Below are 18,640 nucleotides of genomic sequence, written 5' to 3'. Positions count from 1 at the left end.
CGGTACCCCATGCGAAAATTTCTAAAAATATTTCTCCCATTTTTACTATTTACTAATATTGTACTTAGTCAAAATCAGCATACAATTATGTCTTACAATATGCTGAATTTTGTGTTAACCGATACACTTGTAAGAAATCCATATTTCAGAACAATATTTTCAAACGTTCAGCCAGATATTCTTGTATGCCAGGAAATGACTTCGGTGACTGGTGTAAACGGTTTCCTTGTTCGGGTACTGAACAGAGTTTCTTCCGGATATGCAGCAGGAACATTTATTAATGGAATGGATACTGATAATGCAATTTTTTATAAGAGCAGTATATTTACTTTTTTGAGTAACATACCAATCTCGACCACGCTTCGTGATATAAATGAATTCAGACTCAGACATAATGCAACAGGTGATACAATTATTATTTATTCGGTTCATTTAAAAGCAGGTGATTCCGGAGCGGACAGTATCCAGCGAATGGCTGAAGTTGATAGTCTTAGAAAACGAACTAATTCGCTTCCGCCAAATTCTAACTTTATTGTGGTCGGTGATTTCAATATATATAATTCGAATGAAATGGCTTTTCAGAAATTGCTTAACCAGACTCAAGATGGTTATTTTATTGACCCTCTAAATCTTGTTGGGCAATGGAATAATAATGGGGCATTCGATTCTTACCACACACAATCAACCCGAATAAGAAATTTTGGTGGTGGCTCAACAGGAGGATTGGATGATAGATTTGATATGATTTTAATGTCACAAGAAATTCTTAATAGCGGAGGAATTACTTTTTATCCGGGTTCATTCGTAACGTATGGAAATGATGGTAATCATTTTAATGATTCAATCAACAAACCGCCAAATGCTGTTGTAAGTCAGCAGGTTGCAGATGCATTACATTATGCATCCGACCATCTGCCGGTTTATGCAACATTCGGCTTTGATAATGAGTATCTTGAAATAACTTCTTTCACAGCATTGATTGAAGGATTTTACAATGGTTCGACAATGAAACCGGATACAGTAACAGTAGAACTTCGCAGCACATCTGCACCTTTTGCAATCGTTGATCAGGCTAAAATATTTTTGAGCAGTACTGGAGTAGGTTCTGCCCGATTCTATAATGCAGTTAACGGAGTTCCATATTACATAGTTTTAAAACATCGCAATTCGATTGAAACATGGAGCGCTGTACCTCAGTCATTTTCATCAAATACAATGATTTATGATTTTACAACAGGACAGAACAAAGCGTACGGAAATAATTTAAAACTTATCGGAACTAAATGGTGTATCTATGGCGGTGATATTAATCAGGATGGCTTTGTTAATGCAACAGATTTGAATTCAATTTATACACAGAATATTTTCGGGGCAGTAGGATATATTCCGACAGATTTAAATGGTGATTCACTTACCGAGATTGAAGATCTGAATATTGTGTTCAGAAATAATGTTTTGGGAATTCACAGAATAAAACCGTAAAAGATTTTTGATTGCTTAAACAAAATCGAGTTATGAAAAATATTTTCATTTTGCTGTTTCTTTTAATATTTGCTCAGACTCTATCTGCGCAGAATTATAAACAGGTTCAAATTTATTTGAATAGTTCTTCTGATATCGAAAAACTTTTAAATTCAGGATTAGAATTCGATCATCTGAACTTTTCAAGAGATAATTCAATCATCGTCTTTCTGAATGATAATGAATTTGGTTTATTGCAGACTACCGGTTTCAGATATGAAATCCTTATTGATGACTGGTATGGATATTACAGCAAAATTCCAAAATTAACTGATGAACAAAAATCTGCGTTCATTAATCAAAGCAAAACAGAAATGAATGTTGGAGGATTTGGATTTGGTTCTATGGGTGGGTTTTATACTCTTGCTGAAGTAGTTGCAGAACTTGATAGTATGAAATCTCTCTTTCCTAATCTGATAACATCAAAAGTTTCAATCGGAAATACAATTGAGGGCAAACCTACTTATATGGTTAAGATTTCTGATAACCCCGGAGTAGATGAAAATGAGCCAGAGGTTCTGTACACCGCTCTTCATCATGCAAGAGAACCTGAAAGTATGATGCAGATGATTTACTTTATGTACTATTTGCTGGAAAATTATAACACCGATCCCGCAGTGCAATATCTTGTGAATAATCGTGAATTATATTTTATTCCAGTTGTAAATCCTGATGGCTACGAATATAATCGGAGTACATATCCTTCAGGTGGTGGTATGTGGCGGAAGAACAGGAGAAATAATGGTGGAAGTTATGGTGTGGACTTAAACAGAAATTATGGACCCTATTCTTACTGGAATGCACCAAATGGTGGTTCGAGTACAACTCCATCAAGTGATACTTACAGAGGAACAGCACCATTCTCAGAACCTGAAACAAATAATATTAAGAATTTTCTTGCATCAAGGAAAATTAAGAATGCACTCAACTACCACACTTATGGCAACTACCTCATCTATCCTTATGGTGCTTTAGACCATGAAACACCTGATTCATTAACATTCAGGGAATATGCTTCTGATATGACTTTCTATAATAATTATACTTATGGTACTGATTTGCAAACTGTAAACTATAGCACACGCGGAAACAGTGATGATTATTTTTATGATGGAGATACGGTTTTAAATAGCGGGAAAATATTTACAATGACACCTGAAGTTGGAACAACAGGATTTTGGCCATCTCAATCAGAAATATTTCCGCTCGCAATTGAAAACGTTTTTCCCAATTTATATTATGCGTGGATTGCCGGCGGTTATGTTGAAATGATAAATCCGAATTTCAGCAAACAATATTTTATGCCAGGCGATAATATTATTATGTATCCGACTTTCAGGAATAAAGGATTATCAACTGCAGCGAATGTAACTATTGAGCTGACTTCTTTAAATACTAATGCAACCATTTCAGTGAGCAATGCATCATTTGATTCAATTAGTGCGAGACACACATCAACTGTTTTATCACCGCTTTCATTTACGATATCATCAAACGCTCAGGCAGAATCGCAAATTCAATTGCTAATAAAAGCTAACACAAACGGTGTAACAATGAGTGAGGATACATTATTTCTAATTGTTGGTAAACCAGAATACATTTTTGCTGATACAACAAATAATCCAAATAACTTGTGGACGATAATCGGAACACCTGCTTCAGCACCTAAATGGGCGATAACAACAGCAACATATAATTCACCACCAAATTCTTATACCGATAGTCCATCAGGAAATTATGCTGCAAGTTCTACAATAACTATGACTCTTACTAACGCGATAAACTTGACTGGTTATTCAAATCCTCGTTTATCATTTTACACAAAATTTGATATTGAAAATAACTGGGATTACGGTCAGGTTGAAATAAGTACAAATAACGGAGCAACCTGGATTCCTTTGCATGGTCAGTACACAAATCCGGGAACCGGTTCTTTTCAACCGAATGGAGAACCTCTTTATGACGGAACACAAACTGTATGGGTTAAAGAAGAGATATCTCTCTCATCTTATATCAGTAATCAATTTAAAATTAGGTTTGAATTAAAAACGGATGGTTATGTTGAGAAAGATGGATGGTATGTTGACGATATAAAAATATTTTATTACACAGCTAATTCTATTGAACTGACATCACTTACAGCATTGATTGAAGGTTTTTATAATGGTACTTCATCAGTTGAAGATACAGTTAACATTGAGTTAAGAAATATTTCTGTTCCGTATGAATTAATAGATCAAACAAAAATCTTTTTGAATTCCAGTGGACAAGGTTCAGGCAGATTCTATAATGCAGATAACGGGATTCCATATTATATCGTTTTAAAACATCGCAATGCGATTGAAACCTGGAGCACGCTTCCTCAAACATTCATTGCTAACAATTTAACCTATGATTTCACAACCGGACAGAACAAAGCATTCGGAAATAATTTAAAACTTGTTGGAACTAAATGGTGTATTTACGGTGGTGATGTAAACCAGGATGGTTTTGTTAATTCGATAGACGTCAATCAGGTTTTCTCAGACAATGTAAACGGATTATCTGGTTATGTAAATACAGATCTGAATGGCGATAACTTAGAGGAGATTGAGGATTTAAATATTGTTTTTATAAACAATGCTCTGGGGATACAAAAAATATCTCCATAATTTTAATGTAGAATAATTTTTAATTTTCAAAAAAATTATGTTGTGCAAAATGCTGAGGGTAAAATGAAATCTTTTCTTCTGTTTTTATTATTGAATATATCATTATCATCACTTCTCTACAGCCAGGTAGAAGTGAGTTCGAGACTTCAAAACGCAATGTCTGAAGCAAATCCTGAAGATTATATTAAAGTAATAGTTCTCTTACGGGATCAGGTAGATGTTATATCTATGGATGAACAATTTTACAGGGAATCAGTCTCTATTCAGCAAAGAGCTTATCTACTGATTAATGCACTACAAGAAAAAGCAAGAAACACACAAACAAATCTTATATCTTATTTAAATGAAAAATCAGCACAGGGAAGAGTTTTTAAATACGAATCATTTTGGATAAGTAATCTTATAGCGGTGGAAGCAAAACTTGATGTAATTAATGAATTAATGTTTCGTATGGATGTAAGTCAAATTGATCTCGATGCAATACTTGAATTGGATAAACCGGTCGAAGTTTTTGAAAATGCACCAGAAGGTATTGAATCAGTTGAACCGGGTGTGAAAATAATTAATGCACATTTGTTATGGGCAATGGGAATCACAGGACAGGGAAGATTGGTCATGGGAATTGATACTGGTGTTCAGCTTCTACATCCTGCACTTCAATACAAGTGGCGAGGAAATCACGTTCCATACAATCAGGCTTGGTTTGATCCGTCAGGTGGAACAACAACACCAAATGATTGTGATTATCATGGTTCACATACAATGGGAACAATGGTCGGAAGATCAATAACAACCGCAGATACAGTGGGTGTCGCAATAAATGCAGAATGGATTGCAGCGAAAACTATTTGCTCGAGTCCGCATACTTCAAATTCTATTGCTGCATTTCAATGGGCAATAAATCCGGATGGAAATCCAGCCACAACAGACGATATGCCAGATGTTATCAGCAACAGTTGGTATGATCCTGATGTCACAAATGAGTGTTCAGGAATTTACAAAACCACTCTCGATGCAGTTGAAGCTGCAGGAATAGCAGTTGTATTTTCAGCGGGAAACAACGGATCTGGTGCTTCGACAATCACAAAGCCAAAAAATATTAATACGAATTCTGTAAATGTATTTTGTGTTGCAAATATTAATGGTGCGTCGTGGCTTGCAGGATCAAACGACCCGATAACAAGTTCATCAAGCCGAGGTCCTTCACTTTGCGGAGGAACAGGCTCGTTGTTAATTAAACCTGAGGTATCAGCTCCGGGAACGTCTGTTCGTTCTTGTAATAGTTCTGGTGGATATACATCAGCAACCGGAACCTCAATGGCAGCTCCGCATGTTGCTGGTGCAGTTGCTTTGTTAAAACAAGCTTTTCCAAATCTTACCGGAAGACAAATTCTTGAAGCGTTATACAATACTGCCAGAGATCTCGGAACAGCAGGTGAGGACAATACTTATGGAACAGGTTTGATAGATGTTTATGCTGCTTTTTTATCTTTGGGTACTCCAGATACAACACCGCCTGATCCGATTTCAAATCTATTAGTCATTAATCCAACTTCAAATTCACTTACTCTTCAATGGACAGTTCCTTATGATTCCACCATAAATGGAATTACTGATTATGATATCAGGTATTCACTGAATCCAATTACCAATGAAACAACTTTCAATAATGCAACTCCATTAAACTTTGCAGGAACACCGGATACAATAGGTGCTACTGAAACTTTCAATGTAACGGGATTAAATTTTTCAACTACATATCACTTTTCAATTAAGTCAAGTGATATGTGGGGTAATTGGTCAAATATTTCAAATCCAATTTCAGGAACAACCTGGATTGCTCCGCAAATATCTGCAGTTCCATTATCAATTAATAAAATAATTTCACCGCAATCCACTGAAACAGACACGCTAACTATTTCGAACGTAACAGTGTTACCTTCTACTCTTGATTTTACTGTTTCATTGGAGAATAATACATTCCCAGATGGATTGGTTAATGTAAAACTACTCCCAAAAATTTATGATTTTAACTCGGAAGAAAATATTAGTGATAAAGAAAATAATTCTGGAAATAATGGAGTTAGCATTGACGGACAAGGAGGGCCTGATTTATTTGGTTATGAGTGGATCGACAGCAATGATCCGAACGGTCCACAATATACGTGGTACAATATCACAGCAAATCCTTCGGCAGTTCAAGTATCTTTTCCAAACGGATCGCTCGATGATGGATGGACAAACGCAATTCAAATCGGTTTCCCGTTTGAATTTTACGGAAATCAATACAACAATCTTTTTTTAAGTACAAACGGATTTATAAGTTTCAATGCTTTAACATCTTCGTATATAACTAATGCACAGATACCGGCAACAGGATTACCAAATAATTTAATCGCTCCGTTCTGGGATGATCTTGATGGAAGAACACAAGGCACTGTTCACTATTTACCGGATGGTGATAAATTTTATATTCAATTCACAAACTGGCAAAAGTATAACGCAACCGGCTCACTTACATTCCAGGTAGTTCTTTATCAAAACGGCAGGATAATGTTATACTATAATAATATGAATGCTACTCTTACCTCTGCAACTGTTGGAATTGAAAATTCAAATGGAACAGATGGTTTACAGGTCACGTACAATTCTGCTTACGTTTCAAATAATCTTGCAGTGAAAATATCATCTGATCCTGATTGGCTATCAAACAATATTAGCAGTGGAAGAATATACAACAGCAATTCAATTGAAGTGGTTTTGACTTTCATCTCCGAAGATTATCCGCTCGGTTTATACACGATGGATGTTTTGATTACGAGTAACGATCCTGTTAATTCATCAATAACAATTCCAGTTAGTATGCAGATTGCAAATATTTTTGAGATCACATCTTTTACTGCTTTGCTGGAAGGATTTTATGATGGGTCAGTTATGGTTGCTGATTCAGTAGCAATTGAACTTAGAAATACATCCTCTCCTTATTCATTAGTTGATCAGACTAAAATATTATTGAACAGCAGTGGTCAGGGAACAGCAAGATTCACAAATACATCAAATGGGATTCCATATTATATAATACTCAAACATAGAAACGCGATTGAAACGTGGAGTGCTCTCCCTCAAACATTTTCTGCAAATACACTTAATTATGATTTTACAACCGGGCAGAACAAAGCATTCGGAAATAATTTAAAACTTGTTGGAAGTAAGTGGTGTATTTTCGGTGGAGATGTAAACCAGGATGGTTACATTAATACACCCGATTTGAATTTAGTCTATTCGCAGAATATTTCCGGAGTAACTGGATATATTCCGACAGATTTGAATGGTGATTCATTCACGGAGATAGAAGATCTGAATATAGTGTTCAGAAATAGTATCCTGAATATTCAGAAACAAACTCCGCCATAATATTATGTATGATTTTTATAAAACAATTAATCAAATATTATTTTCACAGTATAACCAATTGTGCAATAAAGTAAATGCAAACTTATTATTCATAAACATGAGGAGTTATAATGAGGCATCTTTATGCAACAATTGTATATTGTATTTTGTCAAGCCTGGTTTTTGCACAAACACCGTATCATTGGACGCAAAAAAGAAGTGGAAGCAGTCTTGGTGGACCGATTGATTACAATATCAACAACACAAATATTGTTTACTATGGTTCTGACAATAAAATTTATAAAAGCACGGATAGAGGTGAAACTTTTGCTATGACAGGTGTATTAGTGCCGGGTTCATCGGAAATCAAAAGTATAATTCTTAATGATGCAGTTCCGGGAACATTTATCATCGCAATTGAATCATCACCGAATGATAAAATTTATAAAACAACTAATGACGGATCTAACTGGATTTTGACTCTTGATGAAGGACAAATGTCATATTTCGGAATTCCAATGACACAGGATCCATCAAACCCAAATACAATTTTTACTATGATTGGTACGAATTTTAAAAAGTCAACGGATTTTGGAAGCACCTGGACAACAATATCAAGTGATTTTGGTCTTGGTGCAGCTCCTTGTGATATTGAAGTTTTTCCGGGAACAAACATTATTCTTATCGGAGATAACGGAACAGGAATTTTTAAAAGTACTGATTATGGATTGACATGGGTGCAGAAATATTTTACCAGCGGTGAAATCCCAACCATCTCAGTTGATTACACAAACCCGGGAATTGCATGGGCAACAAAATGGGGTGGTGGTGGTGGATTATTGAAATCCACCGATTACGGAGAAACCTGGAGCTTACAATCTGGTTTTACAGGAATATTTATGTGGGGAGTTCATATTCAACCAACTGACGGAAATATTATTTTAGTTAACAGTTATTCAACAGCACCGGGAAGCTGGCGTTCAATAGATGGTGGTGTTTCCTGGACTCCAATCTCAATTCCATCATCGGGTTATCAGGTTGTGTCTGTGGATTCAACAACACAGTATGCTGCACAAAGCTCTGGTTTTTACAAACTCGAATCCGAATATTTTAATGCGATGGTCTTAACTTCGTTCACTGTATTAATCGAGGGATTTTACAACGGTTCAGTTATGAATTCAGATACGGTATCAGTTCAACTTCGCAACACTTCATTCCCTTTTAATCTTGTTGATCAAACTAAAATAGTTGTGAATAATTCTGGCATTGGAAGTGGCAGCTTTTTGAATGCCAGTAATGGAACACCTTATTATCTGGTAGTAAAGCATAGAAATGCAGTTGAAACCTGGAGTGCACTCCCGCAAACATTTTCTGCTAACACTTTGACTTATGATTTTACAACCGGACAGAACAAAGCATTTGGTAACAATTTAAAACTTGTTGGAAGTAAATGGTGTATTTACGGTGGTGATGTAAACCAGAACGGTACAGTTGATAATGCTGATTTGAATTCAGTCTTTAATAACAATACAATTGGAACGACCGGATATACAAATACAGATTTGAACGGAGATATGTTTACTGAAATTGAAGATTTAAATATTGTATTCACCAATAGTGTTATGGGTGTGACTAAAGAAACCCCCGCCGGCGATTCATCTATAAGCGGCGAAAATATATCAAACAAAAATGGTGAATAATATCAGTTGAGTTAAATATAAGTTTATTATGAAAGTTCAGTTATTGTTTAAGATATTTTTCATTCTTTGTTAATGTTGATGAAAATTATTTTATCAGATTTATTAAAATTCATTAATCAAAAACAATCTAATCGGAGGGCAAAATGCCTAAACATATTCTTTATATTTTTCTAATGGTAATATTCTTTGCAGTGAGCGGAATTCTCTTTGCTCAACAGTGCGAAGTAAGTGTTGCCAATATAAGTTTTGAGTCAACAAATTCACTAACATTTGATGTCTTTGTTAAAAACACAAGTCTCTCAGGTATTAATTATAGTCACGGCAGTTATGCCTGGAATTATGATCCTGCTTTTTTAAATGGAGGAACAGCAGCATTTTCACTTGTTCCCGGATTTAGTGATTTTGCAGCCGGTGCATATCCACCTTCTGCTTTAATTACAAGTCCGAATATCTTGAGAACATCATCTAATCTTCCGGGATCTAACGGAACAATTCTACCGGATCAAACCTTACGGCTTTATAGATTCAGATTACAAACTTCGGCAGCTTCATTTGCTTCTGAAAATTTTAGTATAAGTTGGAAGAGTTCAACAGTTCCTTATACAAGAGTTTTCAGTTGGGATAGCGGGACTGGTCTCCCTATCGAAATAACCAATCTTGAATATTCAGTGATGACTTTATTCTGGGAAGAAAATTTTGATTATGCGGTTGGTGGATTGGTCTCTGGTAGCGGAGGTAATTGGGTTAGTTATTCAGGCTCAACCGGTTCATTAGTTCAGGTATCGAGCGGTAGTCTATCATATTCTGGCTATCAGTCATCAGGACTATTTAATAAAATAGATATATTATATCTAACCACATCCGGTGAAGATGTTTACAGACAATTTCCTGCTCAAGGAGAAGGTACCGTTACTTATTCTGCGTTTTTATTAAATCTTGCGAATACGACTGGACTGGCTGCAAATTCAAGTACAACTGGTGATTATTTTATCTCTTATTTACCGGGTACAAGTACGAGCGCACTAAATTCGAGAATTTCCATCAAAACTGGAACCGTAGCTAATACTTTTCAAATTGGCTTGCGAACCAGCTCATCAAATGCAGCCGCAGTCTGGCATCCGGTTGATTTGAATCCTGGAACTACATATTTAATCGCTATGAGTTATGAAGTAATTACTGGAACCGCGAATGATGTGGCTTCTGTTTGGATAAATCCTCCAGTGGATGGAACACAACCAACTCCTGATTTGACACAGATTGCTGGTGTTGATTTAGCAGAAGTTGCGCGATTCGTTGTACGGCAAGGATCGAGCGGAACACCAAATGCATCCATTGATGGTATTAGAGTAGCAACCACTTGGACTGAAATATTTCCACCTTCAGGAACCCCATTTATAAGTGTAACTCCATCTTCGTTATCAGGCTTTTCATATTCTCAGGGCGGTGGACCATCAACATCTCAAAGTTATAGTTTAAGCGGAAGTAATCTTACTCCTGCATCAGGTAATATTTCAGTAACTGGTTCAACGAATTATGAAGTATCATTAAATAATACAACATTCTCCGGAAGTGTCAATGTGCCTTATTCCGGCGGATCTCTTTCATCAACTCCTGTTTATGTAAGATTGAAAGCTGGATTAACAGGTGGAACTTATAATGGTGAAGAAATAACAAATACAGGTGGCGGTGCGACTTCGCAGGTTGTTACTTGTAATGGTTTTGTTATAAAACCGGAACCAACAAACCACGTTACAAATTTTGCAGGAGTAAATGGCACACCTTCATATTATTATATAATTTTAAACTGGATTGATGCTACCGGTGGAACGACTCCGGATGGATATTTAATTAAAGGAAGTTCTTTTGCATTTGATTCAATTGCTGCACCGGTGGATGGTGTACCGGAGACGAATTCTCTTTTTATTCAAAATGTCGTACAGGGAATTCAAACTAAAACATTCGGTTTTAATTCTGCAACAACATATTATTTCAAAATTTTTCCTTATACAAATTCTGATGCAATCATTAACTACAAAACCAATGGTGTTGTACCTCAATTCAGTATAGCAACAACAAATGCGCCTTCATTACCATTGACTGAAAATTTTGAATATGTAACCGGATCATTTCTTACTGATAACGGATGGCTTGCACACAGTGGTAGCGGTACTAACCCGATTTCAATTCAAGCAACTCCATTGACTTATTCTGGTTATGTTAATTCAGGATTAGGTAAATCAATCTCTATGAATTCAACCGGTGAAGATGATAACAGAGCTTTTAATTCTGTTACTGCTGGAAGTTTATATGCTTCATTTATGGTGAACTTCAGTTCAGCTCAAACCGCTGGCGATTATTTCTTTCATCTTGGACCTGAAAATACAACCTCATTATACTTTGCGAAAATTTTTGTAAAAAAGAATGCAGGTGATAGCCTTGCAATTGGAGTAGCAAAAAGAAATAATGGTGATGTTGTTTACACATCTTTTAGCTATGCTTTAAATACGACTTATTTAATTGCAGTTAAGTACTCATTTAATTCCGCTACCAACACAGACGATGAAGTCAAATTATGGATCAATCCGGTTTTGGATGGAATTGAACCAAGTGCTACAATATCTCAGACAGATTTAGGTGAGGATGCTCTTAGTTTAGGAATGATGGCTTTACGACAAGGAAGTTCAAGCAATGCTGCAACTTTAACACTTGGGGGAATACGTGTTGCAAATTCTTGGATACCTTCCTCTGGCTCCTCAACCTTCCAGCTATCAATAAACTTATTAAATGGTTGGAATATGGTATCCGTACCGGGAACAAATCCTGATGGAATGGGAGTAGCAAATTGGTGGCCAGGAAGAGTTGGAGACGTTTATAAATATAATGCTGGCTATCAAACAATAACTACAGCAACACCTGGAGTAGGATACTGGATGAAAAATAACGGAGCTCAGACTTATAATACAGGAGATGAATGGCCAGCAGGTGGATTGCAAGTAGTTGCACACACACCATTAACAGGAGCTATTGGCTGGAATATGATTGGTGGCTATGAGATAGCAGCAACAGCATCATTAGTAACAACAGTTCCAGCAGGACTACAGAGTGGACCGATCTATAAATATGCAGGTGGATATTCAGCAGCAGCAACAATAGATCCTGGATTTGGTTACTGGATAAAGTTGACAGGTGCAGGACAGATAATAATACCTGAGTCATTTGCTAAAGACAGCAAACCAGTAGAATACTTCCCTGAGAATTGGGGAAGAATAGTGATAACAGATGCAGCAGGAGTGAGCTACACACTGTATGCAGTAAATGGACAGGTTGACTTAAGTCAGTATGAATTACCACCAGCACCACCAACAGGAATGTATGACTTCAGATACTCGAGCGGAAGAATAGCCGAAGACCTGAGCAGCTCAGTGAAGACAATTGAGATGAGTGGAGTAGTATATCCATTAACAGTAAGCGTAGAAGGAATGGATATCAGGTTGATGGATGAGAGCGGCAAGAAACTGAATGCAAATCTGAAGGATGGAGAATCAATAGAAATCAGTGAATCAACGATAGAGAAACTGATGGTATCGGGAGAACTGTTACCAACAGTATATTCACTTGAACAGAACTATCCGAATCCATTCAACCCAAGCACGATGATCGAGTTCTCATTGCCGGAGATGGCAAATGTAAAACTAAGTATCTACAATGCATTGGGAGAAAAGGTAGCAGAACTTGTAAACACATCACTGCAGGCTGGAAAATATCAATACAACTGGAATGCAAGTGGAGTGGCAACAGGAATGTATATCTATGAATTAAGGACAGATAATTTTGTATCAGTGAAGAAGATGCTGCTTCTAAAATAATTGAATAATAATCTTAAGCCCTGCTCTTTTGGGCAGGGCTACATTTTTACGGGGTAAACACTATGAAACAAAAAATATTTTTCTTTCTTTTATCTATAATTATTTCTTCAAATCTTTTTCCGCAATCGCCGGTGGTTCAGCAAATATTGAATGCAGCGCGGCAAGATTCGTTGGTTTATTTTGCACGTGAGTTATCAGGTAATGTTCCAACAATTATAAATGGAACAACACAAACCATTGTTTCCCGACATAAGAATCAGCCAGGCAATTCTCTTGCAGAAACCTATATCAAGCAGAAGCTGCAATCTTACGGTTTAACAACAACGATTCAGTCTTTCAGTACAACCGGAAAGAATGTATATGCAGTCCAACCAGGGACAGAATTTCCAAATCAGAAGTTCATGATCTGCGCACATTACGATGATATGCCTTCAGGTACAACTGCTCCGGGTGCGGATGATAATGCCAGTGGAACCGCAGCAGTAATTGAAGCTGCAAGAATTTTCTCTCAGCATGATTTTCCTTTCACAATTATTTATGCTTTGTGGGATGAAGAAGAACAAGGATTAATCGGAAGTGAGTATTATGCAACTCAGGCTCAAAATGCAGGTGACTCAATTCTCGGTGTTATAAACATGGATATGATCAGCTATGATGGAAATAGCGATGGCAATGCTGATGTTCACAATAGTTCTGTCGCAAACACCAGTGAATTAAAAGATAAAATGCTTGAAGTGAATCTTCTCTATGGAATCAATCTTGATTTAGATGTTGTTCCTGCTGAACCTTACAGCGATCATCAATCATTTCTTGATCATGGTTATGGGGCAATTCTTCTCATTGAAGATGATAATGATTTTCATCCTTATTATCATACCGTAAATGACCTGGTTCAGTACTATAATCAACCTTATTATTTTAAAATGGCAAAGTTATCGTATGCCACACTTGCATCGCTTGCACTCAACCTGAATTTGAATATTATTCATACTCCTATTGCTTCAACTTCTCTATCAGGTCCGATAACAACTACAGCATTTATTTCTACCGGATTGAATATTGGAGCGGGAAATCTTTCTCCAAGACTTTATTACAGAACGAAAATTAGTGGTGGCACATTTGGTCCTTTTACTGCTATCACAGGTGTTCCAACTGAGAGTGGAACTTATAGTTTTACTACTTTCTCAATTTCGCTTGGAACAATAGTTCAATACTATCTCGCAGCACAGGATGCAAATTCAAGTGTCGTAAAAACGCTTCCAACTGGTGGAAGCGGGTTTAATCCACCTGGAAGTACACCGCCGCCAAAATTTTTCCAGTTCTACGTAGCTTCACAAGAAGTTGCATTGTATGATGAAGCTAATAATATTAATAATTGGACTTCGACAAGTGGCTGGAATATCACATCCACAAAATTTGTATCTCCTCCAACTTCATTTACAGATTCACCTTCAGGAAATTATGGAAACAATGTTACATCGTCACTGAAATATAATAGTCAAATCAACCTGACTGATGTGCTTGGAGCTGCACTTGAATTTGATACTCAATGGGATATTGAAAATAATTGGGACTATGGACAGATTCAAATTTCAACTAATAATGGAACAACATGGACTGCATTAACCGGTTTGTACACTAATCCGGGTGTCGGAAGTTTTCAACCAAACGGTGAACCTCTGTACGATGGAACACAACTAAGCTGGGTTCATGAAACAATTGATATTTCAAACTATGTAAATCAAAACATAACTATAAGATTTTATTTTAGAAGTGATGGGTCATTGACAAAAGATGGATGGTATGTTGATAATATTAAAGTTACTGTTTATGAATCCACAACAACTTTTCAGTTGAGTGTGAATGTTGGAGACAAATGGAATGTACTTTCAATTCCCGGGAATCATCCGGATGGTAATACTCTTGATAACTGGTGGCCATACAGAGATCCAAGTGCTAATGTATTTTTCTATAATAATGGGTATGAGGTTGCAGATACTTTAAAGCCAGGTGTTGGTTACTGGATCAAACACCTTGGTGCAAGAACGTATAACACCGGAGATGAATGGCCTGCAAATGGAATCATTCAGGTTCCGCATGATCCAATAAACGGAGTTGCAGGATTTAACCTGATTGGTGGTTATAATAATGTTGCAAGTGTATCAAATATAACAACCATTCCAGCAGGACTACAAGCCGGCCCTGTTTATACGTACATCCCGAATCAAGGATATATTATAGCCAATACTTTAACTCCGGGATTTGGTTACTGGATAAAGTTGACAGGCGCAGGACAGATAATCATACCTGAGTCATTTGCAAAAGAGAGCAAGCCAGTAGAATACTTCCCTGAGAACTGGGGACGAATAATACTGAGGGATGCAGCAGGAGTAAGCTACACACTGTATGCAGTGAATGGACAGGTTGACTTAAGTCAGTATGAATTACCACCAGCACCACCAGCAGGAATGTATGACTTCAGATACACGAGTGGAAGAATAGCCGAAGACCTGAGCAACTCAGTGAAAACAATTGAGATGAGCGGAGTAGTATATCCATTGACAGTAAGAGTAGAAGGAATGGATATCAGGTTGATGGATCAGACAGGAAAGACACTAAATCAAAACCTTAAATCAGGCGAAGAAATAGTAATCAGTGATGCAACGATCCAGAAGCTGATGGTATCGAGCCAATTGGGTACCAACAGTATATTCACTTGAACAGAACTATCCGAATCCATTCAACCCAAGCACGATGATCGAGTTCTCATTGCCGGAAGATGTGGCAAGTGTAAAACTCAGTATTTACAATGCATTGGGCGAAAAGGTAGCAGAACTGGTTAACACATCGTTGACAGCTGGTAAATATCAGTATCAATGGAACGCAAGAGATGTCGCAACCGGAATGTATATCTATGAATTGAGAACAGATAATTTTGTTGAAGTAAAGAAAATGCTTTTAGTAAGATAGATATATCTAATTTTATAATTGAAAATCCTTTTCAATAAGAGTTGATAAGGATTTTCACTTTTTTATGGAAAAGTAGTTACAATGTAACTATCGAAAAAAATTGTTTTTATTATGAGTCTAATTTTATGTTAAATGCATAGACGACTTAATTAATATTTTCAATAAACATTTGGAGGGCAAATGAAATCTAAGATTCTTTTTTCGTTTTTTCTTTTGCTCCTGATATCAGTTTCAATTTTTGGGCAAGCAAAACCTCAAATTAGTTTTGAAAACCTGATGATATCAGCAGAGCAGGATTTCAGTCTAATCAGTAAAGCTCGCACATTAGCTGAATCAAATGATCTTCCGCACACGATTTACTTACCGGAAGGTATTTTCATCGAAGCTAAAGGGACGGAAAATAACAAAGTTGTTTATTCAATAATAAATGATCTTCTGCATCCTTTTAATAACGGTGAGGTTGCTTTCTGGGAAGAAATAGTGCAAAGGTATGATCTGCGAAGTGCCAGGATACACTGGTCGAACAAACCGACACAGAATCCTAATTTAGGCTTTAGTAAGCCTGTCGGTTTTGATCCTGAGCTCACACCAAGATTTATAATGGTGATGGAATCGACTAACGATGCGTGTATGACTTTCCGTTATGATGATGGCGCTTTACTAGATAGTGTATTTATTCCCAGCGATAATCCAAACTTGAGTACACCTATTGAACCACTACTAACTCCACAGGGAAAAATTCTTGTTTCGGATCAGTTAACAGATAATATCGTTGAGTTCGATACACTTGGTGCATTTGTAAGAATTCTGTTTGGTGGAAACACAGCAGTACTCGATAATTGCCGTGGAATAGAACTACATCCGAGTGATACTATGGTTGTTGCCGCTATTGCTGGCGGGGCCAATCAGGATGCGATTGCACAATTTAGTCTATCTACAGGAAGTTATCTCGGTAATTTTATAGCTCCGAACTCTACACAAATGGATGGACCATGGGATATAATTTTCAGACAAGCAGATTGTTTAGTCACAGGTCAGGCAAGTAATGATGTTACAAGATACGATTTGAATGGAAATTACCTGGGTGTATTTGTTCCAACAATTGCTTTTCCAGAGCAAATAAATAAAACACTTACAACTAATATCATTGTAGGAAATTTTAGTTCTCCAAGTGGTTTGTATATATATGATGAAAATGGAACTCAGCTTAACTACTTTAATGCAGTAACTGGGCTACGCGGATGTATTCAACTTGGTAATGGAAACTATCTTGTAACAAACGGAACAAGTGTTGTTGTACTTGATCAGACAACTGGTGCTGTAGTGGCAACTCCAGTCTCTGGTATTTCCGGTCGTTCTGCTCATGAGTTTGAAACATCCACTCCTGCAAATACTTTCCAGTTATCTGTGGATGTAGCCAACGGTTGGAATTTAGTTTCAATTCCTGGCAATCATCCTGATGGAAATACACCTGATAATTGGTGGCCCTTTAGAGATCCTTCAGCAAATGTTTTCAAGTATAACAATGGTTATCAGGCAGTCGATACTTTGTACCCAGGAATAGCTTACTGGATGAAACATTCAGGATCCAGAACATATAATACCGGTGACGAGTGGCCGGCAGGTGGAATAATTACTGTACCTCATCTCCCATTAGAAGGTTCAGCAGGTTGGAATGGGATTGGCGGATATGAATTAGTTGTAACAGCAGGCAACGTATTAACAAATCCACCGGGATTACAGAGTGGACCGATCTACAAATATTCCGGAGGATATTCAGTAGCAATGACACTAGATCCAGGATATGGATACTGGATAAAACTAACAGCAGCAGGACAGATAATAATACCTGAAACACTGGCAAAGGATGGTAAACCAGTAGAATACTTCCCTGAGAACTGGGGAAGAATAGTGATAACCGATGCAGCAGGAGTAAGTTACACATTGTATGCAGTAAATGGACAGGTTGACTTAAGTCAATATGAATTACCACCAGCACCACCAGCAGGAATGTATGACTTCAGATACTCGAGTGGAAGAATAGCCGAAGACCTGAGCAGTTCAGTAAAGACAATCGAGATGAGCGGAGTAGTATATCCATTGACAGTAAGAGTAGAAGGAATGGATATCAGGTTGATGGATCAGACAGGAAAGACACTAAATCAAAACCTTAAATCAGGCGAAGAAATAGTAATCAGTGATGCAACGATCCAGAAGCTGATGGTATCGAGCCAATTGGTACCAACAGTATATTCACTTGAACAGAACTATCCAAATCCATTCAACCCAAGCACGATGATCGAGTTCTCATTGCCGGAGATGGCAAATGTAAAACTAAGTATCTACAATGCATTGGGAGAAAAGGTAGCAGAACTGGTTAATACTTCATTGCAAGCCGGAAAATATCAATACAACTGGAATGTCCTGCAAAGTGGGATAGCAACAGGAATGTATATCTATGAATTAAGAACAGATAATTTTGTATCAGTGAAGAAGATGTTGTTGTTGAAATAATTTATGCTTTACGGAGCCCCGCTAA

Annotated in this window: 8 protein-coding genes; all 8 read left to right on the top strand. The window is 37.0% G+C overall.

Translation table 11 applies throughout. From position 1 onward, the window contains the following. Window positions 1–9: 9 nt before the first annotated feature. The 8 genes from HND39_15820 to HND39_15785 all read left to right on the top strand — a co-directional run bounded on the left by HND39_15820 (window position 10) and on the right by HND39_15785 (window position 18,615). The gene (locus tag HND39_15820; protein ID QKJ97624.1) at window positions 10–1,482 is read left to right on the top strand and encodes a hypothetical protein; all 1,473 of its coding nucleotides are present in this window, start codon (window positions 10–12) and stop codon (window positions 1,480–1,482) included. 32 nt (window positions 1,483–1,514) lie between these two features. Further along, window positions 1,515–4,172, top strand: a complete 2,658-nt coding sequence (locus HND39_15815) for a hypothetical protein (GenBank protein QKJ97623.1) — start codon at window positions 1,515–1,517, stop codon at window positions 4,170–4,172. Between the two features lie 63 nt (window positions 4,173–4,235). After that, window positions 4,236–7,586, top strand: a complete 3,351-nt coding sequence (locus HND39_15810) for a S8 family serine peptidase (protein ID QKJ97622.1) — start codon at window positions 4,236–4,238, stop codon at window positions 7,584–7,586. A 107-nt stretch (window positions 7,587–7,693) separates the two neighbouring features. Next, entirely contained in the window at window positions 7,694–9,265 is a 1,572-nt protein-coding gene (locus HND39_15805; protein QKJ98041.1) for a hypothetical protein, read from the top strand. A 143-nt stretch (window positions 9,266–9,408) separates the two neighbouring features. Further along, window positions 9,409–13,131 carry a T9SS type A sorting domain-containing protein gene (locus HND39_15800; protein QKJ97621.1) on the top strand — a complete coding sequence of 1,241 codons (3,723 nt, stop codon included), beginning with the start codon at window positions 9,409–9,411 and terminating at the stop codon, window positions 13,129–13,131. 62 nt (window positions 13,132–13,193) lie between these two features. Next, on the top strand, window positions 13,194–15,851 hold the full coding sequence (locus HND39_15795; GenBank protein ID QKJ97620.1) for a M28 family peptidase: 2,658 nt from the start codon (window positions 13,194–13,196) through the stop codon (window positions 15,849–15,851). A gap of 34 nt (window positions 15,852–15,885) precedes the next feature. Beyond that, on the top strand, window positions 15,886–16,101 hold the full coding sequence (locus tag HND39_15790; GenBank protein QKJ97619.1) for a T9SS type A sorting domain-containing protein: 216 nt from the start codon (window positions 15,886–15,888) through the stop codon (window positions 16,099–16,101). A 180-nt stretch (window positions 16,102–16,281) separates the two neighbouring features. Then, complete coding sequence (locus HND39_15785) at window positions 16,282–18,615, top strand: T9SS type A sorting domain-containing protein (protein QKJ97618.1); 2,334 nt, start codon at window positions 16,282–16,284, stop codon at window positions 18,613–18,615. The last annotated feature ends 25 nt before the right edge of the window (window positions 18,616–18,640 follow it).

It is taken from the genome of Ignavibacteriota bacterium, from assembly GCA_013285405.1.
In the GTDB taxonomy this organism is placed as follows: domain Bacteria; phylum Bacteroidota; class Ignavibacteria; order Ignavibacteriales; family Ignavibacteriaceae; genus IGN2.
The sequence above is the reverse complement of the archived record's forward strand: the minus strand, read 5'-3'. Positions and strand labels throughout refer to the sequence as shown.

Excerpts from the sequence above, each read along its gene's own strand:
- HND39_15800 (QKJ97621.1), top strand. The coding sequence starts at position 9,409 with ATGCCTAAACATATTCTTTATATTTTTCTAATGGTAATATTCTTTGCA.
- HND39_15820 (QKJ97624.1), top strand. The coding sequence starts at position 10 with ATGCGAAAATTTCTAAAAATATTTCTCCCATTTTTACTATTTACTAAT.
- HND39_15795 (QKJ97620.1), top strand. The coding sequence starts at position 13,194 with ATGAAACAAAAAATATTTTTCTTTCTTTTATCTATAATTATTTCTTCA.
- HND39_15785 (QKJ97618.1), top strand. The coding sequence starts at position 16,282 with ATGAAATCTAAGATTCTTTTTTCGTTTTTTCTTTTGCTCCTGATATCA.
- HND39_15815 (QKJ97623.1), top strand. The coding sequence starts at position 1,515 with ATGAAAAATATTTTCATTTTGCTGTTTCTTTTAATATTTGCTCAGACT.
- HND39_15790 (QKJ97619.1), top strand. The coding sequence starts at position 15,886 with ATGATCGAGTTCTCATTGCCGGAAGATGTGGCAAGTGTAAAACTCAGT.
- HND39_15810 (QKJ97622.1), top strand. The coding sequence starts at position 4,236 with ATGAAATCTTTTCTTCTGTTTTTATTATTGAATATATCATTATCATCA.